Genomic DNA, 25,997 nt, shown 5'->3' with positions numbered 1-25,997 from the left:
TTATATCCATCTGATGTCACGCTTACCAATGCTTGATTAATTCGCGCTTCACCACTCATACCTGAACTCAAAACTAGGCCGAACGTGAGCATGTCCGGCCCGCACTATTTATCGGACAGGTATTACACGTCTAGTAGTAGACGTGTTGGGTCTTCTAATAAATCCTTAATTGTTACCAAGTAACCCACTGATTCGCGACCATCAACTAAGCGGTGATCGTAAGACAGTGCAAGGTACATCATAGGTAAAATTTCAACTTTGCCATCCACAGCCATTGGGCGGTCTTGGATTTTGTGCATACCAAGAATCGCTGATTGTGGTGGGTTAATAATTGGGGTCGACATAAGTGAACCGAACACGCCACCGTTAGTGATCGTGAAGTTACCACCGGTTAGATCATCAACCGTTAGCTTACCGTCACGACCTTTCAGTGCTAATTCACGGATACCTTTTTCGATTTCAGCAAGGCTTAGCTTGTCACAATCGCGAAGTACTGGTGTTACCAAACCACGCGGAGTCGATACGGCAATGCTTACATCAAAATAGTTATGATAAACAATATCTTCGCCATCTAGAGATGCATTCACTTCAGGGTAACGTTTCAGTGCTTCTACCACAGCTTTCACGTAGAAAGACATGAAACCAAGACGGATACCATGACGCTCTTCAAAGATATCTTTGTATTGCTTACGAAGATCCATGATTGGCTTCATGTTTACTTCGTTAAACGTTGTTAGCATGGCTGTACTGTTTTTCGCCTCAAGTAGACGCTCAGCAACACGCTTACGCAAACGTGTCATAGGGACACGCTTCTCGCTACGATGCGCCAGTGGTGCTTCTACTTTCGCTTCTACAGCAGGGGCGACTGGTGCCGCTTTGCCTTGCTTAACGTATGCTTCAACGTCTTCACGAGTAATACGACCACCAACACCTGTACCTTTCACATCAGAAGCTTTGATACTGTGCTCACCCAGTAGACGGCGCACTGTCGGGCTTAAGGCTTCGTTGCTTTCATCTGAAAGAGACGCAGTATTACGTTTGTTCGGCGATGATTCCGCTTCAGCAGGTACATCTTTGGTCGGCTCACCAGCAACAGCACCGGCTTTTAATTTACCAATGAGTTGCTTAGTCAGTACTGTCGTCCCCTCTCCTTCAAAGATAGCTTCTAAGATGCCATCTTCTGGAGCGGGTACTTCAAGCACAACTTTATCGGTTTCGATATCAACTAACACTTCGTCACGCGCGACCGCATCACCAGGTTGTTTATGCCATGTTGCAACTGTCGCATCCGCAACAGATTCAGGTAAATCGGGAACCAAGATTTCGATTGTCATATCGGTTTTTTCCTTTTTGTTCCAGTGCCTAATCGAGGTCACTAGGGCTCAATTAAGCAATAGTCAGTGCGTCTTCAATTAACGCTTTTTGTTGTTTCAAGTGAACCGACATGTAACCAACAGCCGGTGAAGCAGATGCTTGACGTCCTGCATAATTCAAATCAGCACCTTTTGGCAATGCTGAACGGAAGTTATGCTGGCTTGAATACCATGCGCCTTGGTTTTGTGGCTCTTCCTGACACCATACAAAATCTGTGACATGTTGGTAATCAGCCAAGGCTGCTTCAACATCTTCTTTAGGGAATGGGTAAAGCTGCTCAATACGAACAATCGCCACATCCGTCTGTTCATTCTTACGACGCTGATCAAGCAGGTCGAAGTACACTTTTCCTGAACAGAACACTACGCGTTTCACTTGCTTCGGATCTAAATCATCGATTTCAGCGATAGCTGGTTGGAATGTACCATTCGCCAGTTCATCCATCGTTGAAGTACAAAGAGGGTGGCGAAGTAATGATTTAGGAGACATTACAATCAGCGGACGACGCATAGGACGTAACACCTGACGACGCAGCATGTGGTAAACCTGTGCTGGCGTAGATGGAACAATCACTTGCATGTTTTGTTCAGCACAAAGCTGAAGATAACGCTCTAAACGTGCCGATGAGTGCTCAGGACCTTGCCCTTCGTAGCCATGAGGTAGCAACATGGTTAAACCGCACATACGGCCCCATTTTTGCTCACCCGAGCTAATAAATTGGTCGATAACCACTTGCGCACCGTTTGCGAAGTCACCAAACTGCGCTTCCCAAACCGTTAAACCGCTTGGCTCTGCAGTGGCATAACCGTACTCAAACGCCAATACCGCTTCTTCAGATAAGACTGAGTCAAACACTTGGAAAGTGCCTTGCTTATCATGGATATTTGATAGCGGGATATAAGTGCTCGCGTCTTCTTGGTTATGCAGTACAGCATGACGGTGGAAGAAAGTACCACGACCAGAATCCTGACCTGTAATACGAATACGGCTACCTTCATCAACCAAGGTAGCGTAAGCCAATGTCTCTGCCATGCCCCAATCGACGGCTTTCTCACCAGCAACCATGGCAATACGGTCGTTATAAAGCTTTTGAACACGGCTCTGTAACTTATGGCTCTCTGGGAACTGACAAACACGGTTACCTAACTCAGTTAAGCGATCCATCTCTGTTTTATTCGGCCAATCAACCGTCCAGTCATGGCCTAAGTAGGGTTCCCAATCAACTGAATGCAGCTTCATCGGACGCCATTCTTTCACCACACATTCACCGCGGTCTAACGCATCACGGTATTCATTAATCAGTGCAGTGGCCGTTTCTAGCTCTATGGTTGACACATCGGTTAGTGCATCAGCATAAATTTTACGCGGTGTTGGGTGTTTCTTGATTTTTTGGTACATCAGCGGCTGTGTCGCATTGGGCTCATCCGCTTCGTTATGGCCGTGGCGGCGATAGCACACTAAATCAATCACAACATCACGCTTGAACTCATTACGGTAGTCAAACGCTAAACGTGTAACAAATGCGACAGCTTCAGGGTCATCCGCATTTACGTGGAAAATTGGTGCCTGTACCATCTTCGCAATATCAGTACAGTATTGTGTAGAACGCGTGTCGTTCGGGTTTGATGTGGTAAAACCAATTTGGTTATTCACAACAATACGAACAGTACCACCCACTCGGAAGCCACGTGACTGAGACATATTGAATGTTTCAGCAACAACCCCCTGACCCGCAACCGCGGAGTCACCGTGAATAGTAATAGGTAAAACTTTAGAGCCATCTTGATCATCCAGACGATCTTGACGTGCTCGAACTGACCCCACAACCACTGGGTTTACGATTTCTAGGTGAGATGGGTTAAATGCCAGTGCTAAATGCACATCGCCACCTGGTGTTGCGAAATCGGCTGAGAAGCCTTGGTGATATTTCACATCACCCGTACCCCATGATTCGCCGTGCTTACCTGCGAATTCATCGAATAAGTCTTGTGGTTTTTTACCTAGTACGTTTACCAACATGTTCAAGCGGCCACGGTGAGCCATGCCCACAACCACTTCGCGAACACCTTGTGCCCCCGCATGACGAATCAATTCTTTCATCATAGGGATCATGGCATCACCGCCTTCAAGCGAGAAACGTTTTGCACCTGGGAATTTTGCCCCTAAGTAACGCTCTAAGCCTTCTGCTGCAGTGAGTTCTTCTAGGAAGGTAATTTTTTCTTCTTGACTGAAAGTACCTTGGCCAACCACCGACTCTAAACGTTGCTGAATCCAACGTTTTTCATCTGTGTTTGTCATGTGCATGTATTCAGCACCGATTGAACCACAGTAGGTTTTTTTCAATGCATCATAAATTTCAGACAATTTCATGGTTTCTTTGCCGATAGCAAACGAACCCACGTTGAAGCTTTGATCGAAGTCTTCCGCTGTTAATGTATGGAAAGCTGGGTCTAAGTCTTCGACTTTTTCCCGTTGCCATATACCAAGCGGATCAAGGTTTGCGTGTTGATGTCCACGGAAACGGTACGCATTGATAAGCTGTAGAACTTTAACCTGCTTGGCATCCACATCTGGATCACTGACGCTTGCGCTTAAAAAGGTTGTTTCTTTAGCTAAACGTCGGAAGTAATCACGTACACGCGAATGAGGTTGTTCAACAACCGTCTCTTCCGCTACAGGTAAGCCGTCAAATACGTCTCGCCATACGTCATCAACTAAGTCTGGGTCGCTAAGATACAACTCGTAGAGATCCTCTACATAAGTCGCATTGGCGCCAGCCAGGTGTGAAGACTCAAGCCATGTCTTCATAACGCCATTCTGCATTGTTTTCCCTTAACCACTAGTTATCGCCAATTGCTCTGGTCTGAGCCGAGCTTATAAAAGCTGGCTTCCAATCTGTTGGTCACCAGCATATCGATAATATGAATTTTATACTGCGCGTTTAAGCAGCATTGTTTTGATATGTCCGATTGCCTTCGTAGGATTTAATCCCTTAGGACAAACATTTACACAGTTCATGATGCCATGGCAACGAAAAACACTAAAAGCGTCGTCGAGATCAGATAATCGTTCATCTGTTGCAGTGTCTCGACTATCAATTAGCCAACGGTAGGCAGCAAGTAGGCCTGCGGGGCCAATAAACTTGTCAGGGTTCCACCAGAACGATGGGCACGATGTCGAGCAACACGCACACATGATGCAATCGTACAAACCATCAAGATGGGCACGATCTTCCGGTGATTGAAGGTTCTCACGTGCCGGTGGTAGTGCACCATCATCAATGAGAAATGGCTTCACCTTGGCATAGTTCGCGTAGAACTGCTCCATATCAATGATTAGATCACGAATCACTGGCAAACCAGGTAGAGGACGTATCACAATCGTGCTTTCACCCGTTAGTGCTGAAAGTGGCGTAATACAAGCCAAACCGTTCTTGCCATTCATGTTGATACCGTCTGAACCACACACACCTTCACGGCATGAACGACGGAACGATAACGTTGAGTCTTGCTCTTTCAGCAGGATTAACGCATCCAACACCATCATGTCTGAACCTTCAGGCACTTCAAGGGCGTAGCCTTTCATGTGCGGAGCATTGTCGACATCAGGGTTATAACGGTAAATTGAAAAATTCAGTTTCATAATTTATCCCTCCCCTAGTATGTACGTGCTTTAGGCGGAAAAGCTTCACGATGAATCGGCGCCATATTGACATCACGCTTCGACATTTCTTCTGTCTCAGGGTTGTAAATAGAGTGGCATAACCAATTTGCATCATCACGCTCAGGGAAGTCGAAACGCGCATGCGCACCACGGCTTTCTGTACGATAGTTCGCTGCAACAGCCGTTGCGTATGCTGTTTCCATCAAGTTATCAAGCTCTAAACACTCGATACGCTGGGTATTAAATTCAGATGAGGTGTCATCTAAGCGCGCTTCTTTCAATCGCTCACGAATCACTTTTAACTCACTCAGACCTTTCGCCATTGCATCACCTTCACGGAACACCGAGAAGTTGTTCTGCATGCAAGTTTGCAGATCTTTGCGGATTTCAACTGGGTCTTCACCTTTTTGGGTAGTATTCCAGCGATTAACACGTGTCAGTGACGCTTCAATATCAGAGTCAGTTGCAGGACGAGCTTCCGATTGTGCCGCTAAGGTTTCGCCAAGGTGCAAACCCGTCGCACGGCCAAAGACCACTAAATCGAGCAAGGAATTACCACCAAGGCGGTTCGCACCATGCACAGATACCGAAGCAATTTCACCACAAGCGAACAAACCTTGAACTTCTTCGTCTTGGCCTGATGCTGTTTGTTTCAATGCTTGGCCTGACACTTGGGTCGGTACACCGCCCATCATGTAGTGACAAGTTGGTATAACTGGGATTGGCTCTTTCACCGGATCAATATGTGCAAAGGTACGTGATAATTCACAAATACCTGGCAAGCGAGATTCCAGAACATCTTTACCTAAGTGATCCAGTTTCAGCTTAATGTGTGGTCCCCATGGGCCATCACAGCCACGGCCTTCTCGAATTTCAACCATCATCGAACGTGCTACAACATCGCGACCCGCAAGATCTTTTGCGTTTGGCGCGTAACGCTCCATAAAGCGCTCGCCGTCTTTATTCAGAAGATAACCACCTTCACCACGACAACCTTCAGTCACCAGCACCCCAGCACCTGCAATGCCTGTTGGATGGAATTGCCACATTTCAATATCTTGCATAGGTACGCCAGCACGCAGTGCCATACCCACGCCATCACCCGTATTAATGTGTGCATTCGTTGTTGATGCATAAATGCGGCCTGCGCCACCTGTTGCAAGAATGGTGGCTTTTGATTTGAAGTAACAAATCTCACCCGTTTCCATGCAAAGTGCTGTACAACCTAAGATGGCACCATCTTGGTTTTTCACTAAATCGAGTGCATACCACTCTGAGAAGATGGTTGTTTTGTGTTTGATATTTTGTTGGTAAAGCGTATGAAGCAAGGCATGGCCTGTACGGTCAGCCGCGGCTGCGGTACGTGCCGCTTGTTCACCACCAAACTCTTTTGATTGGCCGCCAAAAGGACGTTGATAAATAGTGCCGTTATCAAAGCGAGAAAATGGTAAACCCATTTTTTCTAGTTCAATAACTGATTTTGGGCCATTTTGGCACATGTATTCTATGGCGTTTTGATCACCAATGTAGTCCGAACCTTTTACGGTATCGTACATATGCCACTGCCAGTTATCTGGGTGAGAGTTACCAAGCGCAACGGTAATACCACCTTGTGCTGACACTGTATGAGAGCGGGTAGGAAATACTTTAGATAGCAGGGCACATTTTAAGCCTTGCTCAGAAATTTGAAGTGCAGCGCGCATACCTGCACCACCAGCACCAATAACAACAGCATCAAATTCTCGAACTGCAATGCTCACTTACGCACCCCACACAATTAAGAAACCTGAAAACAGGTAAACAAGAAGAACAGCAACTACCCCAAATTGGAGCCCAGCACGTAAAGCCGCTGGTTTTATGTAATCAGTGAGTACTTGCCACAGGCCAATCCACGCATGAACTAAGATCGAAAGTAACGCTAACAACGTGAAAACACGGGTATTTAGCTGGCCAAAGAAAGCTGACCACGTTTCAAACGTTAGTTCCGGACCAAATGCGAAGAATCCGACCATATAGAAGGTGTAAAGTGTAAGGATCAGTGCAGTTGCACGAATTAGAATAAAGTCGTGTATGCCATTACGGCCGACAGTTGAAACATTACCTACCATACTAAACCTCCTGCAAAAACAGAAAGTACCGCTGTAATTGCGAAGCTGACTTTCGCGCTTGCAATCCCAGTTTCCATTTCTTCAAAATATCCCATATCCATCAGTAAATGACGGATACCAACAACGATGTGATAAAACAATGCTGTTAGAATTCCCCACAATACAAATTTCACAAAGAAGCTATCGACGATGTCGGCAGCGCTTGCAAAGCCTTCAGGGGAAGAGAGTGACATGTTGAGCAGCCACAATAGGATAGAAATAGAAACAAACGTAATCACGCCGGATACACGGTGTACGATTGACGCAATCGCAGTCAGAGGAAAGCGAATCGTCTGTAGGTCGAGGTTGACAGGTCTTGGCTTTTTTACTTTCACGGTCATTGCCCACTCAGCTCCTTTGGAGCGCATTATTTTTATGAATGAACTCTCCAGTTCATTTTTCCACTTAGCCTCTCAAACAAATGCAACATTTTAGTAACTTACGGTTATTATGTTGTTCTACTATACATTTAGAACATTTATAGCTTTAAGTTACTAATAACATTGATGACTAAAACATTTGTTACCAGCATAGCTGTGCTAGAGACCTGCCGCGATTATATGCCTCGTAACAACCAATTACAAACCTCTTAACATGACATCTAACACGGTTTCGTGAATTAGTACTTTTTTATCGAAAGTTATTAACAAGCGCACACATCAAAGCACAAAAATTGACAATCCGAGCTTCGGGCGGTACAACAAATAAGCATCCGCCTTGGATTAGGATTATAAAAAACAAAGGAGATTGTTATGGCAGATAAGAACGCTACTCTTCATATTGAAGGGAAGGCTCCTATCGAATTGCCGATTATCGGGGGCACTCAGGGGCCAGAGGTAATTGATGTGCGTAAACTGGGCGCTAACGGTTACTTCACATTTGACCCTGGTTTTCTAGCCACTGCTTCGTGTGAATCACAAATCACCTACATTGATGGTGATAAAGGTATTCTTCTGCACCGCGGCTACCCTATTGATCAACTCGCCAACAATGCTGATTACCTTGAAGTTTGTTACGTCCTATTATATGGCGAAGTACCAACGCGCGAAGAGTATGAAAACTTCCGTACGACTGTGACTCGTCACACTATGGTACACGAGCAAATTGCGAGCTTTTTCCATGGATTCCGTCGTGATGCACACCCGATGGCAGTTATGTGTGGTGTGGTTGGGGCTCTTGCCGCCTTCTATCATGATTCATTAGACATTAATAACGACGAGCACCGTGAGATCACGGCCTTCCGTCTATTGTCTAAAATGCCAACATTAGCATCGATGTGTTACAAATATTCCATTGGCCAACCGTTCATCTTCCCTCGTAATGATCTTGATTATGCAGAAAACTTCCTGCACATGATGTTCGCGACCCCTTGTGAAGAGTACGAAGTAAGCCCTGTTGTTGCACGTGCTATGGATAAGATTTTCACACTGCATGCCGATCACGAACAAAATGCATCCACCTCAACCGTACGTCTTGCGGGTTCTTCTGGTGCTAACCCATTTGCTTGTATTGCTGCGGGTATTGCATCACTTTGGGGGCCTGCACATGGTGGTGCTAACGAAGCCTGCCTGAAGATGCTCGAAGAAATTGGCAGTGTTGATCAAATCCCTGAATACATTGATCGCGCTAAAGATAAAGATGACCCGTTCCGCCTAATGGGCTTCGGTCACCGTGTTTACAAAAACTATGACCCACGTGCAACAGTCATGCGTGAAGCATGTCATGAAGTACTGGAAGAGCTTAACATCCAAGATCCGCTTCTCGATGTCGCGATGGAACTTGAACGCATTGCACTTTCAGACCCATACTTTATTGATAAGAAACTATACCCGAACGTCGATTTCTACTCAGGTATTATCCTGAAAGCGATCGGTATTCCAGTCTCTATGTTTACCGTTATTTTCGCGATGTCGCGTACTGTCGGCTGGATTGCACACTGGAGTGAAATGCACGCTGATCCTACAAACCGTATCGGTCGTCCTCGTCAACTTTATACCGGTTACACTCAACGTGAATTCCAACCAATTCACGAGCGTGAATAATCACTTAAGTAACAAAATCTAGAAACGAAAAGGGTTGCCACTGGCAACCCTTTCCTTTAAACAATCAAACTAAATATTTAATTTATAAGTGCCATCAAGGCGACTAAACAGGGTTATCAATATCAATGAAAGTCACATCAAATTGATGCTCTTTCGCCAACCACTCACCGAGTGCTTTCACCCCATAGCGCTCTGTCGCATGATGACCAGCACCGAAGTAATGAATGCCTAATTCACGTGCAATGTGCGTTGTACGTTCGGATACTTCACCTGAGATAAACGCATCCAGCCCTTTCTGTGCTGCTAATTCAATAAAGTCTTGGCCACCACCAGTACACCAGCCAAGTGTTTTAATTTTAGTCGGTGCGTTATCACCGATATGGAGAGGCTCACGGTGTAAGGTCATCGCTATACGTGCCGCCAACTCATCACCTGTTAATGGTTCTTCTAGTTGACCATAAATTGCCACTGATTTCGGATTACCCTCTTCCAAACCGCCAAGCACATCAACACCCAACAATTGAGCAAGTTGCGCATTGTTACCAAGCTCTGAATGGACATCTAACGGCAAATGATAAGCGTACAAATTAATACCGTTATCCATCAAAGCTTTGATTCGGCGATATTTCATGCCTCGAATTTCAGAAGCTTCACCTTTCCAGAAAAAACCATGATGCACCACTAAAGCATCAGCATTTTCTTCAATCGCACGATCGATTAATGCCTGACAAGCCGTTACGCCAGTCACAATTTTTTTAACTTCAGCCTTACCTTCAACCTGTAAGCCATTTGGGCAGTAATCTTTGATTAAGTGGGGGCTAAGTAGTTTATTTAATACCGATTCTAGTTGTAAATTATTCATTCAGTCTTCCATTTGACGACAAACGAGTTATATCAATCTGGGTAGTATTCTGGTTTGCGTAGGAAAAAGCATACAGAACAGCTAACCACTGCTCTATCTACAATCTAGTTAGCAGTGGTCTTTACCAGTAGAAACAATCAGTGACTGAGCCAGATTGGTACGAATACCTATAGTGTAGCCATTGTCATCATCCAGATCACCCGCTTACAATGGTGAAAAGCTATTTAGGTAATGTATTGAATGAAAACACAACTTTGTTATGACGACATCCAACAAATCGCAAGCGACTTCAATGCGCTATTAACCCTTCCACCATTAACTGATCAACAGCCATTCCAAATTGATGATGCTTGGCTGACACAGTTCAAACACAAGGCGCGACTCCCCTGTATCAATACTTACGAAGGGAATCGACGCTTAGGGTTTTACTATCAATGGCTTTGGCTTCAACTGATTGAAGCTCACCCAAACTACGTACTTGTCGCAGATGAAATACAACTAAATTGGCACCAACGAACACTAGGGGCCATTGATTTTCTGGTTAACAATACACAAACCAACGAACTAGAACATTGGGAAGTGGCCATTAAATTTTATCTGGCGTATCAAGGGCAATGGCTAGGACCAAATGCGAACGATAATCTCGATAAAAAAACAGCACGCATGGTCGAGCATCAACTCAATTTAACCGATCATCCAGCCTATCTGGGGGCATTGACTGATCAATATGGCGCAGTCACGCAAAAGCGACTCATCATGCAAGGGCGCTTATTTCATCATTATCAAGGAAAAGAAACAGGCTCGACTATCGCCATTCACCCTGATGCGACAACAGGACTATGGTGCTTTAAGCATCAAGCCAATACGCTGTTAGACCAGGGAAAGCAATTTAGGCCACTTAAGAAGCCCCAGTGGATATCTCCGCCCGCGTTCAATGACTTATCCGTCCCACTCGATCTCACTGCGCTAACAACACCCACACAAGTTGTCGATCAAATGAATACCATATGGTTCATCGTGCCAGATCATTGGCCGCTGCATAATCGTGATATCGAGTTCAAACAATAACTAACCCCAACCCTAGATACAAAAAAAGACGCCCTATCGGCGTCTTTTTCAATTAGTCACAGTTTTACTCAACCCAGATTACAAACCTGCGTCTGCAAATACTTTACTTACAATTTCTTGTGCTTCGGTTTCAATTAAACGAAGGTGCTCTTCGCCTTTAAAACTTTCACAGTAAATTTTGTAGATATCTTCAGTGCCCGATGGACGAGCAGCGAACCAACCATTATCGGTAGTCACTTTTAGGCCACCAATTGCTGCGCCATTACCCGATGCATGAGTTAAGCGTGCAGTAATTGGATCACCCGCTAGCGTTTCTGCCGCTACCATTTCTGGTGACAGTTTGCTTAGTACCGCTTTTTGCTCACCATTCGCAACCGCTTGTAAGCGGTTGTACTGAGACTCACCATGCTTAGCCACTAAATCAAGGTAGTATTCATGCGGGTTTTTACCTGTCACTGCTGTAATTTCAGCCGCAAGCAGGCAAAGCAAAATACCATCTTTATCAGTAGACCAAGGCGTACCATCAGCGCGTAAGAAAGATGCGCCTGCACTCTCTTCGCCACCAAAACCAAGTTTGCCTGAGTATAAACCGTTCACAAACCATTTAAAGCCAACAGGGACTTCACACAGTTCACGGCCAAGATCGGCAACCACACGGTCGATTAAAGCACTTGATACCAGTGTTTTACCCACTGCAACTTCCGCGCGCCACTCAGGACGATGGCGGTATAAGTAATCAATACATACCGCTAAGAAGTGGTTTGGGTTCATTAGGCCAGCTGGCGTAACAATACCGTGGCGGTCGTAATCTGGGTCATTACCAAAAGCAAGATCGTACTTGTCTTTGTGCGCCAGTAAACCAGCCATTGCATACGGTGAAGAACAGTCCATACGCACCACGCCATCTTTATCCAATGACATGAAGCGGAATGATGGATCAATTGATTCATTAACAAGGGTCAGATCTAAACCATAATGCGCCGCAATCTGACGCCAGTATTCAATACCTGAACCGCCTAGTGGATCAACGCCAAGGGTTAGGTTGGCTTTTTGAATCGCTGCCATGTCGATAACGTTTACAAGATCATCAACATAAGGAGCGACCAAGTCTTGTTCAACCACAAGCTCACTCGCAAAAGCGGCTTCGATTGCAACACGTTTTACGTCTACTAAACCATTCGCAATGATTTCATTCGCACGTGCTTCAATCGCAGTTGTTAACTCACCTTCAGCAGGGCCACCGTGTACAGGGTTGTACTTAATGCCGCCATCTTGCGGTGGGTTGTGTGAAGGCGTGATAACAATACCATCCGCCTTGGCTGTGTTCGCTTTATTATGGCAAAGAATAGAATGCGAAATACCCGGTGTTGGGGTATAACCTTTACCTTGTTGGATAATGACTTGAACGCCATTAGCCACCAACACTTCGAGCGTTGAGGTAAATGCAGGCTCTGATAATGCGTGAGTATCTTTACCTAAGAAAAGCGGACCTGTTACACCATTTTCAGCACGAACTTCAGCAACCGCTTGAGCAATTGCCCAAATGTGATGCTGATTAAACGTGCCTTTATCTGCCGTACCACGGTGACCTGATGTCCCGAAAGCAACGGCTTGGTGCGGATTATTAGCATTAGGTTCAATTAAGAAGTAATTCGCCACTAACGCTGGAATGTTATGCATATCTTCTTGCTGGGCTTGCTGCCCAGCACGAGGATGAATCGCCATAAAGTTTTCTATCCTTGTAAAAAGAGAGGCTTATCGCCTTTAAATTTCACCGCAAACTTTCTCTGTAATATCGCCACCGAAGCCCATTTTGGTCATCAGTTGCTCTACCATTTGACGTTTACGATCAGTATTCGTATTTGTAATTACCCAAAATGGGGTCTCAGGAATGGCCTTAGGTTTTGTAGTTTTACCACTCGCGAGTAACGTCTCTTCTTTATCTGCGAAATATACACGTGTACGGCCCTTGATTGCCGCAGCTTCTGTGAATCCTTGAGAATCAATGCGATAAAGCGATGATAAGATCATCATAAAGCGACCAATTGCTTTTTCCTGTGCCGCGAACTCATCAGAGATCAGTAGTGATCGCATTTCTTTTACACGATCTACTTGCGGTGCATTACCAGCATCTTTACTTACAACGATACCGCGTGGGCGAACAGGCATAACCACTTCAGGTGCAGGTGCAACCTGTAGGTTTTCCTGAGGCATCATCAGTAAGCGACGCAGAATGTCAGAGGCGCTTTCACCAATATGCTGAGTTTGGCTGGCAATATAGCGGTATAGCTCGTCGTCGACTTCAATCGTCTTCATCGTAGTGTTCATTATCGTTCCGTTTAAAAATTCACGGTGCGATTATACCGTGATATACGGTTATACTCTACGGAAAACCATTAACAACAAGAGAAATTAGTCGGTGAATCTTCATTATCGCGTGGAAGGCGAAGGCGAAACGATCATTTTGATCCATGGCCTTTTTGGCAGTTTAGACAACCTTGGCTTATTAGCCCGAACACTGAAAGAGCACTATCAAGTGATCAGTGTTGATCTCCGTAACCATGGACAATCCCCAAAGAGTGACCGTTTTACATACCGAGAAATGGCACAAGACGTACTGGCCGTTGCCGATCATTTGCAGATCGAGCAATTCGCCGTGATTGGTCATTCAATGGGTGGCAAAGTCGCAATGGCATTAAGCGAAGTTGCTCAGCATCGCTTAACGCAGCTTATCGTGATGGATATTGCACCAGTCGCCTACCAAGAACACCGCCACGAAAATGTGTTTAAAGGCCTATTGGAAGTTGCTAAACATACGGTGAATAAGCGTAGCGAAGCTGAAACTTATCTCGCGCAACACGTGGTTGAGCCAGGTGTGCGCCAATTTCTACTAAAATCATTCGCTAAAGGTGATAACGGCTATCAATGGCGCTTCAATGTTGATGCTTTGATCGCCAACTATGCAACTATTATGGGCTGGGAACCTGTCCAACCTTTTATAGGTAAGACACTGTTTATAAAAGGGCAAAACTCCGAATACATTCAAACTGCGCACCGCGCTGAAGTCGCAAAGCAATTTCCCAATGCAAAAGCCCACATGGTCGCCAATACAGGCCACTGGTTACACGCAGAAAAGCCCGATGTTGTTAGCCGAATTATCCTCAATTTTTTAGACGCTAAAGCAGATAATTGATACACGCACCTATCTTGGTACTAATGCCTATTCTGATAAGTCGTTGCGTAGAAGAAGTACTGAAAACAAGGCGAAGATTGTAATTTTCTCGTGATTTTCACCAGCAAATATGATCACTGATGACCTTGGAATACTATAAAGCCATCAATATTAACGATTAGCGTTTGCAGGCGTTAACAGTAAGTACTGGGTTATGATATAGTCTCGCCCTAGCTCAAACGTTGTAAGGAGACAGTGTGTTATACGAGCATATGGATCTGCTTGAATCCATCGGGTTGGACTTGTTGTTTGCATCAATCTTTTTCTTTATCGGTATGGCGATAAAAGATGTACTTCAACAAGGTAATGTTCCCCCATTTGGACGCAAAATTGTTTGGCTAGTACTATTCTTGGGCTGTGCAGGCTTTATCACTAAAGGTTTAATCCAACTGAGTTGGGAAGGTGCGGGGATAGGGTAAAGTTTTGCTGATGAGAATCAAAATGATGGCTCATCGGCTTTGTTCACTGAACAATTTGATAATCAGAGATAGCCTGAAGCGAAAAGCCTTCGCGCTAGTTAATCAAAACGATTATCATTAAAAATTATTTCAGGCGTTTCCTGAACTAGTTACTGTAAACCGTTATTTTATTTCGGTCATAATCTTATATACGGGTAATCTCTACTATGGCGAGCGTTGGACTCTTCTTTGGTAGCGACACAGGTAATACCGAAGCTGTCGCGAAAATGATTCAAAAACAACTAACCAAAAACTTAGTTGAAGTTAAAGACATAGCTAAAAGCAGCAAAGAAGACATCGATAACTTTGATCTTCTTCTGCTAGGTATCCCAACGTGGTACTACGGCGAAGCACAATGTGATTGGGATGATTTCTTCCCTGAACTAGAAGCCATCGACTTCTCAACTAAGCTAGTTGCTATCTTTGGTTGTGGTGACCAAGAAGACTACGCTGAGTATTTCTGTGATGCTATGGGTACAGTACGTGATATCGTAGAAAGCCGTGGTGCAACGATTGTTGGTCACTTCTCAACTGAAGGCTTCGAGTTTGAAGCATCTAAAGCACTTGTTGATGACAACAACTTCATCGGTCTATGTATCGACGAAGATCGCCAGCCAGAGCTGACTGAAGAACGTGTTCAGAAGTGGGTTGGTCAAATCTACGAAGAAATGTGTCTAGCAGAGCTTGCAGACTAATCACTAACAAACGTTAAGTGAGACAGTCACAAAAAAACGCGCTTAAAGCGCGTTTTTTTATGGGCGTAATATATAAGGCTATTGATGTACTTTCTCTGAAGCTATTTTGCTTTCTGAACTTATGTGCTCCTCAAAACCAAGTCCCTCTTCTCGCTCTCTGCTGCTTTCTTCTCTAAATTGGGGCTTCTTACGCACATAAAGTACACGTTTAACCGTCGCCACTGTATCTCCGTCAGCATTCATGACATTCACCACAAACTCCGGAAAGCACTTATCACCGTCTGCTGTTTGTTGTTTTATCCAACGAACACAATCGTCTGAAATAATGAAATGCGCATTAAGATCCGAGCTACCAGGCTTTAAAAAATTGATGTCAGCCTGCTTATCCCATACATAATACTCATGCCCAAGTATCCCTATCAACATCAAGGCATAAATTGGATCCGTCAATGAAAAAATACTCCCACCATACTGAGTGCGATTTGCATTTTTATTCCACCAACGTAATTTTAGATTGACGTCTACAGCACGAAAATCATCACTGATATGTGTGATATTAATGCCAGCCCCCCAAAAAGGTGGCCAGAGATTTAATGCTCGTCGAACAATATTGGGTTTGTAATACTTGTACACGGGTCGATTCCTTTCAACTGGTACGATGAGAGCCAGATACAAATACTAACAATTTAACAACAACAAAAACAGCGAATTTATTTACAGTAAGAATAACTCAACACAACTAAGCATTCACACATAAGCATATGACGATTTAAAAAACAGACTAATTATTTGAGGCTGACTAGATTCATCCGCTTTTAAGGTTTATTGTTACCTTATCGTCACTTATAATAAATAAATACGAGAAAGACTACCGCAGACCAACTTTGCGGCTAGCCAATAGGAAACCCAGATGTCAGATAATAACCATGCACTAAAACAAGCAGGTTTGAAGGTTACGCTTCCACGTCTAAAGATTTTAGAAGTGTTACAACAACCAGATTGCCAGCACATTAGTGCTGAAGATTTGTATAAAAAACTAATCGATATTGGTGAAGAGATTGGCCTTGCGACTGTTTACCGCGTCTTAAACCAATTTGATGACGCTGGCATTGTGACTCGCCATCATTTCGAAGGTGGAAAATCTGTTTTTGAGTTAGCGACTCAGCACCACCACGATCACTTAGTGTGCCTTGATTGTGGCAAAGTGATTGAGTTTTCTGATGATGTTATTGAAGAACGTCAGAAGGAAATCGCGTCAAGCTTCAATGTAAGGTTAACCAACCATAGCCTATACCTATACGGTCACTGTATGGAAGGCAACTGCACTGAAGACGAAAGCCTTCACGACCAAAAATAATTCGCCGCAGACATTAAAACTATAAGATTAAGAGCTCAACACTTAATCCTCTGCAATGAATTAAAAAAAACCAGCCCCCAAAGGCTGGTTTTTTTGCATCTGCATTTTATTAGTGATTAATCACCAATTTTTGCCCAAGTATCACGTAGGCCGACAGTGCGGTTAAAGACCAACTTCTCAGCAGAAGAGTCTTTAATATCAGCACAGAAGTAACCCGTACGCTCAAACTGGAATGCTTTCTCAGCTTCTGCTGTTTGTAGCGCTGGCTCAACAAAGCCATTCACAACAGCCAGTGATTCTGGGTTAATAACCGCAACAAAATCATCAGCTGCACCTGGGTTAGGTACTGTAAATAGACGATCGTACAAACGGAACTCAGCTGGAAGACCTGCCTCTGCAGATACCCAGTGAATAACACCTTTCACTTTACGGCCATCAGCAGGGTTCTTACCTAGCGTGTCTGCATCGTAAGTACAGAAGATAGTTGTGATATCACCTTCCGCATCTTTTTCGATACGTTCAGCTTTGATCACATACGCGCCGCGTAGACGCACTTCTTTACCTAAAACTAGGCGTTTGTACTTCTTGTTTGCTTCTTCACGGAAGTCATCACGCTCGATGTAAACCTCACGGCTAAATGGTACCTGACGCTCACCCATCTCTGGGTTGTTCGGGTGGTTCGCAACCGTTAGTACTTCAGTTTCACCAAAGTTTTCGATAACCACTTTGACTGGATCAAGCACTGCCATCGCACGTGGTGCGTTGGTGTTTAGATCATCACGAATACAAGACTCAAGTGAGCTCATTTCGATCGTGTTATCTTGCTTAGTCACACCGATACGCTTACAGAATTCACGAATAGATGCAGACGTAAAGCCACGGCGACGTAGACCAGAAATGGTTGGCATACGTGGATCGTCCCAACCAGAAACTAGGTTTTCAGTTACTAGTTGGTTTAGCTTACGCTTCGACATAACCGTGTACTCAAGGTTCAGGCGGCTGAACTCGTACTGACGCGGCTGACAATCGATAGTGATGTTATCCAGCACCCAATCGTATAGACGACGGTTGTCTTGGAATTCAAGCGTACAAATTGAGTGTGTAATGCCTTCTAACGCATCTGAGATACAGTGCGTGAAGTCGTACATAGGGTAAATACACCACTTATCACCCGTTTGGTGGTGAGTAGCAAAACGAACACGATAGATAACAGGATCGCGCATAACCATGAATGGCGACGCCATATCAATTTTAGCACGAAGACACATCTTGCCTTCTTCGATCTCACCGTTCTTCATTTGATCAAACAGCGCGATGTTTTCTTCAACACTACGGTCACGGTATGGGCTATGCTTACCAGGCTCTGTTAATGTGCCACGGTACTCACGCATCTGCTCAGGACTTAGCTCATCAACATACGCTAAGCCTTTATTAATTAGTTCAACTGCAAACCCGTGTAGCTTATCGAAGTAGTTTGATGAGTAACAAATCTCACCACTCCACTCGAAGCCTAACCAGTTAACATCGTTCTTAATAGACTCAACGTACTCGATGTCTTCTTTCTCAGGGTTAGTATCATCAAAACGAAGATTACATTGTCCCTGGTAGTCCTGAGCGATACCGAAGTTCAAACAAATAGATTTAGCATGGCCGATATGCAGGTAACCGTTCGGCTCCGGCGGGAATCGGGTATGGACGTTTGAATGTTTGCCACTGTCTAAATCCGCATCAATAATTTGGCGGATAAAGTTTGATGGACGAGCTTCAGATTCACTCATCAATTAGACCTCGTATGCTTACAGGATTTTTGAGCCTTCTATGATCCATAAATATGGCTCACTACTCAACAAATAGTATGCATTGTTTGTTGATATGGATAAAAAAACCCCGCAAAAGCGGGGCTAATACAATACATAATTTTATCACAGTGCCAACTTAGCACCAATAAACAACATTCCACTCAGGAGTCCACATGGGATTGAGGACAACCTGCCCTTGAAAAACAAGGAGAAGTCACCGAAATAACTTCTGCTATTTATCATTTTTCTCATGGTTTGCTGCACCCTCCATGATAAATACAGAAGTCATCTTCTTCGCGTATTACGTTTTTTACTTAAAACATCGGCCTCAAAAGAGGCCGATAGATAATTAATTCTTACTTAGCTGTCGAAGAGACTAAGGCAGTTTTACTGCAGATAGATCTTCTGATGCAGGGATTTTTTTCATTTCGCCCGCAACGATTTCAGCTAGAGGGCCTAGGATAACTTGTAGGTTGTTTGAACCTAGTTTAACCACACCCATTGCACCTAGTGCTTTCAATGTTTTCTCATTCGCTAGGCTGCTGTCTTTAAGAGTCAGACGTAGACGAGTGATACATGCATCGATGTTTTCTAGGTTACCGTGACCACCCAGAGCTTTAAGGTACTGCTTAGCCAGCTCACCAGTTTCTTTAGAACCAGTTACACCAGAAGACTCTTCTACATCGTCGTCTTCACGACCAGGCGTCTTAAGATTGAACTTAACGATAGCTGTGCGGAAGATTACATAGTAAAGACCGAAGAAGACTAGACCTTGTACAATTAGCATGTACCAGTTAACTGCTAGTGGGTTACGAGTAGATAGAACCATATCCACTAGACCTGCAGAGAAACCGAAGCCTGCAATCCACTGCATAGATGCAGCGATGTATACAGATAGACCAGCAAGTGCTGCGTGAACTACGTATAGCGCAGGTGCTAGGAACATGAATGCGAATTCTAGCGGCTCAGTTACACCAGTGAAGAATGAAGCGAAACCTGCAGCAATCATGATAGATGCTACTTTTTCTTTGTTCTTCGCTTTAGCCGTGTGGTACATCGCAAGTGCAGCACCAGGTAGGCCAAACATCATGATAGGGAAGAAACCAGCTTGGTACATACCTGTAACACCTACAGTTGCAGTACCTTCAGCGATAGATTTCGCACCACCAAGGAAGTTAGGGATATCGTTAATACCCGCTACGTCAAACCAGAATACTGAGTTTAGTGCGTGGTGAAGACCAACAGGGATCAGTAGGCGGTTGAAGAATGCGTAGATACCAGCACCTAGCTCACCCATACCTTGAATTGTTTCACCAAAGTTTACTAGACCACCGTAAACTGCAGGCCAGATGTACATAAGTACGAAAGCAATAAAGATACCAGCGAAAGACGTTAGGATAGGAACCAAACGCTTACCAGAGAAGAATGCTAGTGCTTTGTGAAGTTCTACAGCAGAGAAACGGTTGTAGATTTCAGCAGAAGTGATACCAACTAAAATACCAACGAATTGGTTGTTGATTTTACCGAAAGCGGCAGGAACTGCATCAGGTGCAATACCTTGAATCTGTGCAACAGCGCCCGGAGAAAGCAGCGTTGTTACTACTAAGAAGCCAACAAAACCAGAAAGTGCTGCAGCACCGTCTTTATCTTTAGACATACCATACGCAACACCAATTGCGAATAGCACTGACATGTTGTCGATAATCGCCGCACCAGCTTTAATCAAAAATGCTGCTAGTGCACTGTTACCGCCCCAAGCTACCGGGTCAATCCAGTAACCAATACCCATTAAAATAGCTGCGGCAGGCAGTGTGGCGACTGGCACCATCAATGCTTTACCTACTTTTTGAAAATATCCAAGAATATTCACCCTTAGTTCCCCCTATGGTTTTCTTAGATGTAATTTAGATAACTTATTTTGCTATCCGATTTAGTCCTTTGCAGTTTAAGAAATTAATTTCGCCCCGCAAATTAAAACGTTATCATTTGTGATCTTTATCACCTGTAGAGACAAGATCTAGGCGATTTTGCTAGCTCGATCATAAAACTTATTTTATCATTCGAAACAAAGGCAAGAAGCCGCTAAGATTTTTACCGTATTATCTATCTTGAATGAGGTGTCACTGTGAGACTAATCCCGCTTAATAACGCTAAAGATGTAGGTTTGTGGTCAGCGCGCCATATCGCTGATTCTATTAACAAATTTCAGCCAACTGCGGAGCGTCCATTTGTTCTTGGCTTACCAACAGGTGGTACACCACTGACAACTTATAAGCGCTTAATTGAACTTTATGAAGCAGGCGAAGTAAGTTTCAAGCATGTTGTTACTTTCAATATGGACGAATACATCGGCATCTCAGCTGATCACCCTGAGTCTTACCGTAGTTTTATGTACGGTAACTTCTTCAATCATATTGATATTCAAGAAGAAAACATCAATCTTCTGAATGGTAATACTGATGACCACGAAGCAGAATGCCAACGTTACGAAGACAAAATTAAGTCTTACGGTCGCATCAACCTATTCATGGGTGGCGTAGGTAACGACGGTCATATCGCATTTAACGAGCCAGCATCATCGCTATCTTCTCGTACTCGCATCAAAACACTAACTCAAGACACACGTATCGCTAACTCTCGTTTCTTCGATGGCGATATCGAACAAGTACCTAAATATGCACTAACAATTGGTGTTGGTACGCTACTTGATTCAGCTGAAATCATGATCCTGGTAACAGGCCACAATAAAGCACAAGCATTAGAAGCTGCTGTTGAAGGCTCTGTAAACCACCTATGGACAGTATCTGCACTTCAACTTCACCCTAAATCACTGATTGTTTGTGATGAGCCTGCAACGCAAGAGCTTAAAGTGAAGACAGTAAAATACTTCCAAGAGCTTGAAGCTGAAAATATTAAAAACCTTTAATAAGGAAACGTTCATGTACGCGCTTACCAATTGCCGCATTTTTACCGGTAGCGATGTGCTGAATAACCACGCCGTCATCATTGACGGCGTGAACATTCACGCTGTATGCCCTGTTACCGAGCTTCCTCAAGATATTAAAACCGTTGATTTAGATGGCGCAGAACTAACGCCTGGCTTTATTGATCTACAGCTAAATGGCTGTGGTGGCGTAATGCTTAATGATGAAATCAACGCTGATACCATTCACACCATGCACCTTGCTAACCTGAAATCAGGTTGTACTAGCTTTTTGCCAACCCTGATCACTTCATCAGACGCTGACATGAAAGCTGCTATTGCTGCAGAACGTGAATACCAAAGCAAATACAACAATCACTCTTTAGGCCTACACCTTGAAGGTCCTTACCTAAACGTGATGAAAAAAGGCATTCACAGTGTTGACCATATTCGTCGTTCTGATGACGAAATGATCAAAACTATCTGTGATAACGCCGATGTTGTAACTAAAGTGACCCTAGCACCAGAACAAAACCCACACGAGCACATTGAGCAACTCGTAGAAGCTGGGATTGTTGTTTCTGCAGGCCACACGAATGCAACTTATGTTGAAGCTCGCCAAGGCTTTGCTGCTGGTATTACATTTGCCACTCACTTATTCAATGCAATGACCCCAATCGCTGGCCGTGAACCTGGTATGGTGGGTGCCATTTATGACACGCCTGAAGTATACACAGGCATCATTGCTGATGGCTTCCATGTCGATTATGCCAATATTCGTATGGCCCATCGCATGAAAGGTGAGAAATTAGTCCTAGTTACTGATGCAACTGCACCTGCAGGAGCAGACATGGATCACTTTATTTTTGTCGGTAAGAAAGTATATTATCGTGATGGCAAGTGCGTTGATGAAAATGGCACACTTGGCGGTTCGGCGCTGACAATGATAGAAGCAGTAGAAAATAGCGTCGAGCATGCAGGCATCGCCCTTGATGAAGCGATCCGTATGGCTACTCTGTATCCTGCACGCGCTATTGGTGTAGATCACAAACTGGGTGCCATCAAAAAAGGCATGGTTGCTAACCTGACTATTTTTGATCGTCAATTCAATGTTCGGGCGACTGTTGTTAACGGTGAATACGAGCAGAACTAAACTATGACAGGCGGACAAATTGGTAATGTAGATCTAGTAAAGCAGCTAAACAGTGCTGCTGTATATAGACTGATCGACTTACAAGGCCCTATATCACGGATTCAGGTTGCAGACGTAAGTCAACTTGCTCCCGCAAGTGTTACTAAAATTACCCGCCAGTTACTTGAGCGCGGCCTTATCAAAGAGGTCGCGCAACAAGCATCGACAGGTGGTCGACGAGCTATATCGCTGACAACGGAATCAGCAGCTTTCCACTCTATTGCGATCCGCCTCGGACGCGATTCTATTGAAATGACCTTGTACGATCTCAGCGGTAAATATATCGCAGGGATGGCGGCACAATTCTCTTATGATGACCAAGACGCACTCCTTTCAGGCTTAATGAAGTACATTCATCAGTTTATTGCTGATAATGAAAACGTCATGAAAGAATTGGTGGCCTTTGGTATTACGCTTCCAGGTCTTATCGATCCTGAAAAAGGCATCATTGAATACATGCCTCACATTGAAGTCGATAACTTCCCACTCGCAGATATCATCACCGATACTTTTGGTGTTTCTTGTTTTGTTGGTAATGATATTCGTGGGTTAGCACTGGCTGAGCATTACTTTGGTGCTAGCCGTGACTGTAAAGACTCCATCTTAGTCAGTGTCCACCATGGCACAGGCGCAGGTATTATCGTCAATGGTCAGGTTTTCCTTGGTTTTAACCGCAATGTTGGTGAAATTGGCCACATCCAAATTGATCCACTGGGCGATAAATGTCAATGTGGTAACTTTGGTTGCCTCGAAACTGTAGCCTCAGATCCTGCTGTTATTGCACATGTACAAAAACTTCTCGATCAAGGCTATTCAAGTAGCCTACAAGAGCTTGAAGAAGTCACCATGTTGGCGATTTGCGAAGCTGCAAACAAAGGTGATGAGCTGGCAAGTCAGGCTTTAATCAAAGTGGGTAACCAGCTGGGTAAAGCGCTCGCGATGACCATCAACTTATTTAACCCGCAGAAAATTGTTTTAGCAGGTAATATTACGCAAGCCAAAGAGATAGTGTTACCAGCTATTCGTCGCTGTATTGAAACGCAATCGCTATCAACCTTTCATAAGGATTTGCCGATTGTGCCTTCAGAACTTATTTCACACCCGACAATTGGCGCTTTCTCAATGATTAAGCGTGCTATGTTGAACGGTGTACTGCTACAACGCCTATTAGAAGATTAAGAGGGGCATACTTTCGCGAGGATAAGCTGAATTCGCCGCGTCCCGCTATACCCACACTCTTAATTTGTAACAGTTATTTAAGGGCCATACGTCAACAGACGTATGGCCCTTGTGTTATATTCTCGTGCAATATTTTGCGTCTAAGAGAGAAGGAGCATCACCCCCACCATGGAACTCGTTTTTATTATCACCGCCTTCATTGCTGGTTTTATTGCAATGCAATGTAAGTTGCCCCCACTCGTAGGCTTTCTTGTCGCCGGGTTTGGGCTTAGCAGTATGGGGGTACAAAGCACTGAAACTCTATCCCTATTGGCTGATCTTGGTGTGACGCTACTTCTCTTCAGCATTGGCTTAAAATTAGATGTTAAGACACTACTGGCCAAAGAGATTTGGGGCGGTGCAACACTACATAACCTCCTCTCAACCGGTTTATTCACTCTCGCTTTACTTGGTTTAAAACAGCTAGGCTTAGGCATGCTGGCAGATTTAAGCCTTGCTCACTTAGCACTGCTTGGCTTTTCGCTTTCTTTTTCAAGTACCGTTTTTGCGATTAAAGCCCTGCAAGATAAAGGCGAGTTAAATGCCACCTACGGCACATTGGCTATCGGTATTCTGGTAATGCAGGATATCTTTGCCGTGCTGTTCTTAACGATCTCAACAGGAAAAATCCCTGAAATCACAGCACTAGGCCTCTTTGCGCTGCCTTTCTTACGTCCACTGATGTTCCGAATTTTGGATAAAGCAGGACACGGCGAAATGCTGGTACTGTACTCAATATTCTTAGCCTTAGTAGCAGGTGCCGGGCTGTTTGAGCTTGTTGGCCTAAAAGCCGATTTAGGCGCGCTAATTCTCGGGATGATGCTTGCCGCTCACCCGAAAGCCTCTGAGATGTCTAAATCACTCTTTAATCTTAAAGAACTACTGCTAGTGTGCTTCTTCCTCAATATAGGTTTATCAGAAGCTCCGACTCTCGATGGCGCCATTATGGCTGTGATTCTCTTGTTATTGTTGCCAATCAAAGGGATTTTGTACTACCTCATTTTCCACTTGTTCCGGTACCGTGTGCGTACCTCACTGCTTGGAACATTAACCCTGTTTAACTACAGTGAATTCGGTTTAATCGTCAGTGGATTAGCCTATAAGCTGGGCTGGCTTCCTGGCAGTTTCTTAGTGGCTATCGCAATGACGGTCTCAATTTCATTTTTAATCGCTGCACCACTTAATAGCATTGGCCACAGACTCTATAACGATACTTCTAAGTGGTTAAAAGAGTACGATGCCGATCTACTAAACCCCAGTGATAAATTGATCGATTTTGGTCAAGCACACGTGCTTATACTAGGCATGGGGCGTATTGGTAGCGGTGCTTACGATGAGCTTGTCGAACGCTATGGCAATCAGATCATCGGTATTGAAACTCGTGAAGAATCGGTAGATGACCACCTTCAGGTTGGACGTAACGTGCTTCATGGCGATGCGACGGACCCTGACTTCTGGACACGTGTTATCAGTAGCCACCAAATCAAACTGGTGTTACTTGCAATGCCAAATAGTCATGCCAACAGCTTTGCAATGGAACAAATCAATACCCTGAATTACAAAGGCAAAGTGGCTGCAATAGCGAAATATACCGATGAGATGGAAGAGTTAGAAAACTTAGGCATTGATGCCGCCTTCAATATTTACCATGAAGCAGGCCGTGGTTTTGCCCGACATGTTTGCGAAGAACTAGAGATGGACCTTAAACCTCGGACTTAAGCCTTATTCGCAAATGATGAATATTTTAAGACGGTTGCTTCGGCAACCGTTTTTTTTGGTCAAAAAATCACTAACTATAGATAGGATTCGGAAAAACCAATATTTATTAGATATTATTCATCAGAGGTCTTTTTCTTCAATTGATCTGAAGTTTTTCATTGCAATTAATTACTGAATACGCAATTTTAAAAAACAAGTAAGGGAAAAGTGACGTATCCGTTAAATTTGGTACTGAAGCATTCGCCAAA

The 25,997-nt window shown here is 44.2% G+C and carries 22 protein-coding genes; 10 read left to right on the top strand and 12 right to left on the bottom strand.

Annotated features, from left to right (window positions below; all coding sequences use genetic code 11):
* Nucleotides 1-122: 122 nt before the first annotated feature.
* From odhB to sdhC, 6 genes are all read right to left on the bottom strand, one after another.
* Entirely contained in the window at nt 123-1,334 is a 1,212-nt protein-coding gene (odhB, locus tag OCU77_RS05120) for a 2-oxoglutarate dehydrogenase complex dihydrolipoyllysine-residue succinyltransferase (protein ID WP_048898708.1), read from the bottom strand.
* A 52-nt stretch (nt 1,335-1,386) separates the two neighbouring features.
* Nucleotides 1,387-4,197, bottom strand: coding sequence for a 2-oxoglutarate dehydrogenase E1 component (sucA, locus tag OCU77_RS05115; protein WP_048898707.1), 2,811 nt, complete (start codon nt 4,195-4,197; stop codon nt 1,387-1,389).
* Nucleotides 4,198-4,302: 105 nt separating this feature from the next.
* Nucleotides 4,303-5,016, bottom strand: coding sequence for a succinate dehydrogenase iron-sulfur subunit (locus OCU77_RS05110; RefSeq protein WP_107302342.1), 714 nt, complete (start codon nt 5,014-5,016; stop codon nt 4,303-4,305).
* A 14-nt stretch (nt 5,017-5,030) separates the two neighbouring features.
* Nucleotides 5,031-6,797 carry a succinate dehydrogenase flavoprotein subunit gene (sdhA, locus tag OCU77_RS05105; RefSeq protein ID WP_048898706.1) on the bottom strand — a complete coding sequence of 589 codons (1,767 nt, stop codon included), beginning with the start codon at nt 6,795-6,797 and terminating at the stop codon, nt 5,031-5,033.
* Entirely contained in the window at nt 6,798-7,145 is a 348-nt protein-coding gene (gene sdhD / locus OCU77_RS05100) for a succinate dehydrogenase, hydrophobic membrane anchor protein (protein WP_048898705.1), read from the bottom strand.
* A complete protein-coding gene (sdhC, locus tag OCU77_RS05095; RefSeq protein ID WP_048898704.1) occupies nt 7,139-7,525 on the bottom strand; it encodes a succinate dehydrogenase cytochrome b556 subunit in 387 nt (128 codons plus the stop codon). Before sdhC ends, sdhD begins: the two co-directional genes overlap by 7 nt.
* A 411-nt stretch (nt 7,526-7,936) precedes the next feature.
* Between sdhC and OCU77_RS05090 the strand changes: the two genes are divergently transcribed.
* Nucleotides 7,937-9,226, top strand: a complete 1,290-nt coding sequence (locus OCU77_RS05090) for a citrate synthase (protein WP_048898703.1) — start codon at nt 7,937-7,939, stop codon at nt 9,224-9,226.
* A 103-nt stretch (nt 9,227-9,329) separates the two neighbouring features.
* Here the strand turns inward: OCU77_RS05090 and OCU77_RS05085 are convergent, their stop codons facing one another.
* Nucleotides 9,330-10,088 (bottom strand): Nif3-like dinuclear metal center hexameric protein, encoded by a 759-nt coding sequence (locus OCU77_RS05085; RefSeq protein WP_048898702.1) that lies wholly within the window; start codon nt 10,086-10,088, stop codon nt 9,330-9,332.
* A gap of 240 nt (nt 10,089-10,328) precedes the next feature.
* Here OCU77_RS05085 and OCU77_RS05080 point away from each other — a divergent pair, with 240 nt between their 5' ends.
* Nucleotides 10,329-11,156: a DUF1853 family protein gene (locus OCU77_RS05080; protein WP_048898701.1), complete on the top strand. Its 828-nt coding sequence runs from the start codon at nt 10,329-10,331 to the stop codon at nt 11,154-11,156.
* Nucleotides 11,157-11,234: 78 nt separating this feature from the next.
* Here OCU77_RS05080 and pgm read toward each other — a convergent pair whose 3' ends face one another.
* Both pgm and seqA read right to left on the bottom strand, forming a co-directional pair.
* The gene (gene pgm / locus OCU77_RS05075) at nt 11,235-12,881 is read right to left on the bottom strand and encodes a phosphoglucomutase (alpha-D-glucose-1,6-bisphosphate-dependent) (RefSeq protein ID WP_048898700.1); all 1,647 of its coding nucleotides are present in this window, start codon (nt 12,879-12,881) and stop codon (nt 11,235-11,237) included.
* Nucleotides 12,882-12,920: 39 nt separating this feature from the next.
* The gene (gene seqA / locus OCU77_RS05070; protein ID WP_048898774.1) at nt 12,921-13,472 is read right to left on the bottom strand and encodes a replication initiation negative regulator SeqA; all 552 of its coding nucleotides are present in this window, start codon (nt 13,470-13,472) and stop codon (nt 12,921-12,923) included.
* Nucleotides 13,473-13,575: 103 nt separating this feature from the next.
* Here seqA and OCU77_RS05065 point away from each other — a divergent pair, with 103 nt between their 5' ends.
* From OCU77_RS05065 to fldA, 3 genes are all read left to right on the top strand, one after another.
* Complete coding sequence (locus OCU77_RS05065; RefSeq protein WP_048898699.1) at nt 13,576-14,349, top strand: alpha/beta fold hydrolase; 774 nt, start codon at nt 13,576-13,578, stop codon at nt 14,347-14,349.
* Between the two features lie 236 nt (nt 14,350-14,585).
* Nucleotides 14,586-14,807 (top strand): DUF2788 domain-containing protein, encoded by a 222-nt coding sequence (locus OCU77_RS05060; RefSeq protein WP_048898698.1) that lies wholly within the window; start codon nt 14,586-14,588, stop codon nt 14,805-14,807.
* A 206-nt stretch (nt 14,808-15,013) separates the two neighbouring features.
* Nucleotides 15,014-15,541: a flavodoxin FldA gene (gene fldA / locus OCU77_RS05055; protein ID WP_048898697.1), complete on the top strand. Its 528-nt coding sequence runs from the start codon at nt 15,014-15,016 to the stop codon at nt 15,539-15,541.
* 78 nt (nt 15,542-15,619) lie between these two features.
* Here fldA and OCU77_RS05050 read toward each other — a convergent pair whose 3' ends face one another.
* Nucleotides 15,620-16,174, bottom strand: coding sequence for a DUF4442 domain-containing protein (locus OCU77_RS05050; RefSeq protein ID WP_107302341.1), 555 nt, complete (start codon nt 16,172-16,174; stop codon nt 15,620-15,622).
* 277 nt (nt 16,175-16,451) lie between these two features.
* Here OCU77_RS05050 and fur point away from each other — a divergent pair, with 277 nt between their 5' ends.
* Nucleotides 16,452-16,898 (top strand): ferric iron uptake transcriptional regulator, encoded by a 447-nt coding sequence (gene fur, locus OCU77_RS05045; RefSeq protein WP_048898695.1) that lies wholly within the window; start codon nt 16,452-16,454, stop codon nt 16,896-16,898.
* Between the two features lie 116 nt (nt 16,899-17,014).
* On the opposite strand, the gene glnS is transcribed toward fur, so the two are convergent.
* Together glnS and nagE are read right to left on the bottom strand one after the other, a co-directional pair.
* Complete coding sequence (gene glnS / locus OCU77_RS05040; protein WP_048898694.1) at nt 17,015-18,676, bottom strand: glutamine--tRNA ligase; 1,662 nt, start codon at nt 18,674-18,676, stop codon at nt 17,015-17,017.
* Nucleotides 18,677-19,073: 397 nt separating this feature from the next.
* Nucleotides 19,074-20,567 (bottom strand): N-acetylglucosamine-specific PTS transporter subunit IIBC, encoded by a 1,494-nt coding sequence (nagE, locus tag OCU77_RS05035; RefSeq protein ID WP_048898693.1) that lies wholly within the window; start codon nt 20,565-20,567, stop codon nt 19,074-19,076.
* Between the two features lie 255 nt (nt 20,568-20,822).
* Between nagE and nagB the strand changes: the two genes are divergently transcribed.
* The 4 genes from nagB (at nt 20,823) to OCU77_RS05015 (ending at nt 25,749) form a co-directional block, all read left to right on the top strand.
* On the top strand, nt 20,823-21,623 hold the full coding sequence (nagB, locus tag OCU77_RS05030) for a glucosamine-6-phosphate deaminase (RefSeq protein ID WP_048898692.1): 801 nt from the start codon (nt 20,823-20,825) through the stop codon (nt 21,621-21,623).
* Between the two features lie 13 nt (nt 21,624-21,636).
* Nucleotides 21,637-22,773: an N-acetylglucosamine-6-phosphate deacetylase gene (gene nagA / locus OCU77_RS05025; protein WP_048898691.1), complete on the top strand. Its 1,137-nt coding sequence runs from the start codon at nt 21,637-21,639 to the stop codon at nt 22,771-22,773.
* A gap of 3 nt (nt 22,774-22,776) precedes the next feature.
* A complete protein-coding gene (gene nagC, locus OCU77_RS05020) occupies nt 22,777-23,991 on the top strand; it encodes a DNA-binding transcriptional regulator NagC (protein WP_048898690.1) in 1,215 nt (404 codons plus the stop codon).
* Nucleotides 23,992-24,159: 168 nt separating this feature from the next.
* Nucleotides 24,160-25,749 carry a cation:proton antiporter family protein gene (locus OCU77_RS05015; protein WP_107302340.1) on the top strand — a complete coding sequence of 530 codons (1,590 nt, stop codon included), beginning with the start codon at nt 24,160-24,162 and terminating at the stop codon, nt 25,747-25,749.
* The last annotated feature ends 248 nt before the right edge of the window (nt 25,750-25,997 follow it).

Origin of the sequence: Photobacterium swingsii, assembly GCF_024346715.1 — a bacterium.
Lineage (GTDB): Bacteria > Pseudomonadota > Gammaproteobacteria > Enterobacterales > Vibrionaceae > Photobacterium > Photobacterium swingsii.
Note: the sequence above shows the minus strand (reverse complement) of the source record. Positions and strands in the feature narration are given on the sequence as shown.

Excerpts from the sequence above, each read along its gene's own strand:
- OCU77_RS05080 (WP_048898701.1), top strand. The coding sequence starts at position 10,329 with ATGAAAACACAACTTTGTTATGACGACATCCAACAAATCGCAAGCGAC.
- glnS (WP_048898694.1), bottom strand. The coding sequence starts at position 18,676 with ATGAGTGAATCTGAAGCTCGTCCATCAAACTTTATCCGCCAAATTATT.
- OCU77_RS05110 (WP_107302342.1), bottom strand. The coding sequence starts at position 5,016 with ATGAAACTGAATTTTTCAATTTACCGTTATAACCCTGATGTCGACAAT.
- sdhD (WP_048898705.1), bottom strand. The coding sequence starts at position 7,145 with ATGGTAGGTAATGTTTCAACTGTCGGCCGTAATGGCATACACGACTTT.
- sucA (WP_048898707.1), bottom strand. The coding sequence starts at position 4,197 with ATGCAGAATGGCGTTATGAAGACATGGCTTGAGTCTTCACACCTGGCT.
- fldA (WP_048898697.1), top strand. The coding sequence starts at position 15,014 with ATGGCGAGCGTTGGACTCTTCTTTGGTAGCGACACAGGTAATACCGAA.
- odhB (WP_048898708.1), bottom strand. The coding sequence starts at position 1,334 with ATGACAATCGAAATCTTGGTTCCCGATTTACCTGAATCTGTTGCGGAT.
- sdhC (WP_048898704.1), bottom strand. The coding sequence starts at position 7,525 with ATGACCGTGAAAGTAAAAAAGCCAAGACCTGTCAACCTCGACCTACAG.
- nagC (WP_048898690.1), top strand. The coding sequence starts at position 22,777 with ATGACAGGCGGACAAATTGGTAATGTAGATCTAGTAAAGCAGCTAAAC.
- seqA (WP_048898774.1), bottom strand. The coding sequence starts at position 13,472 with ATGAAGACGATTGAAGTCGACGACGAGCTATACCGCTATATTGCCAGC.
- pgm (WP_048898700.1), bottom strand. The coding sequence starts at position 12,881 with ATGGCGATTCATCCTCGTGCTGGGCAGCAAGCCCAGCAAGAAGATATG.
- OCU77_RS05015 (WP_107302340.1), top strand. The coding sequence starts at position 24,160 with ATGGAACTCGTTTTTATTATCACCGCCTTCATTGCTGGTTTTATTGCA.
- OCU77_RS05085 (WP_048898702.1), bottom strand. The coding sequence starts at position 10,088 with ATGAATAATTTACAACTAGAATCGGTATTAAATAAACTACTTAGCCCC.
- nagA (WP_048898691.1), top strand. The coding sequence starts at position 21,637 with ATGTACGCGCTTACCAATTGCCGCATTTTTACCGGTAGCGATGTGCTG.
- fur (WP_048898695.1), top strand. The coding sequence starts at position 16,452 with ATGTCAGATAATAACCATGCACTAAAACAAGCAGGTTTGAAGGTTACG.
- OCU77_RS05090 (WP_048898703.1), top strand. The coding sequence starts at position 7,937 with ATGGCAGATAAGAACGCTACTCTTCATATTGAAGGGAAGGCTCCTATC.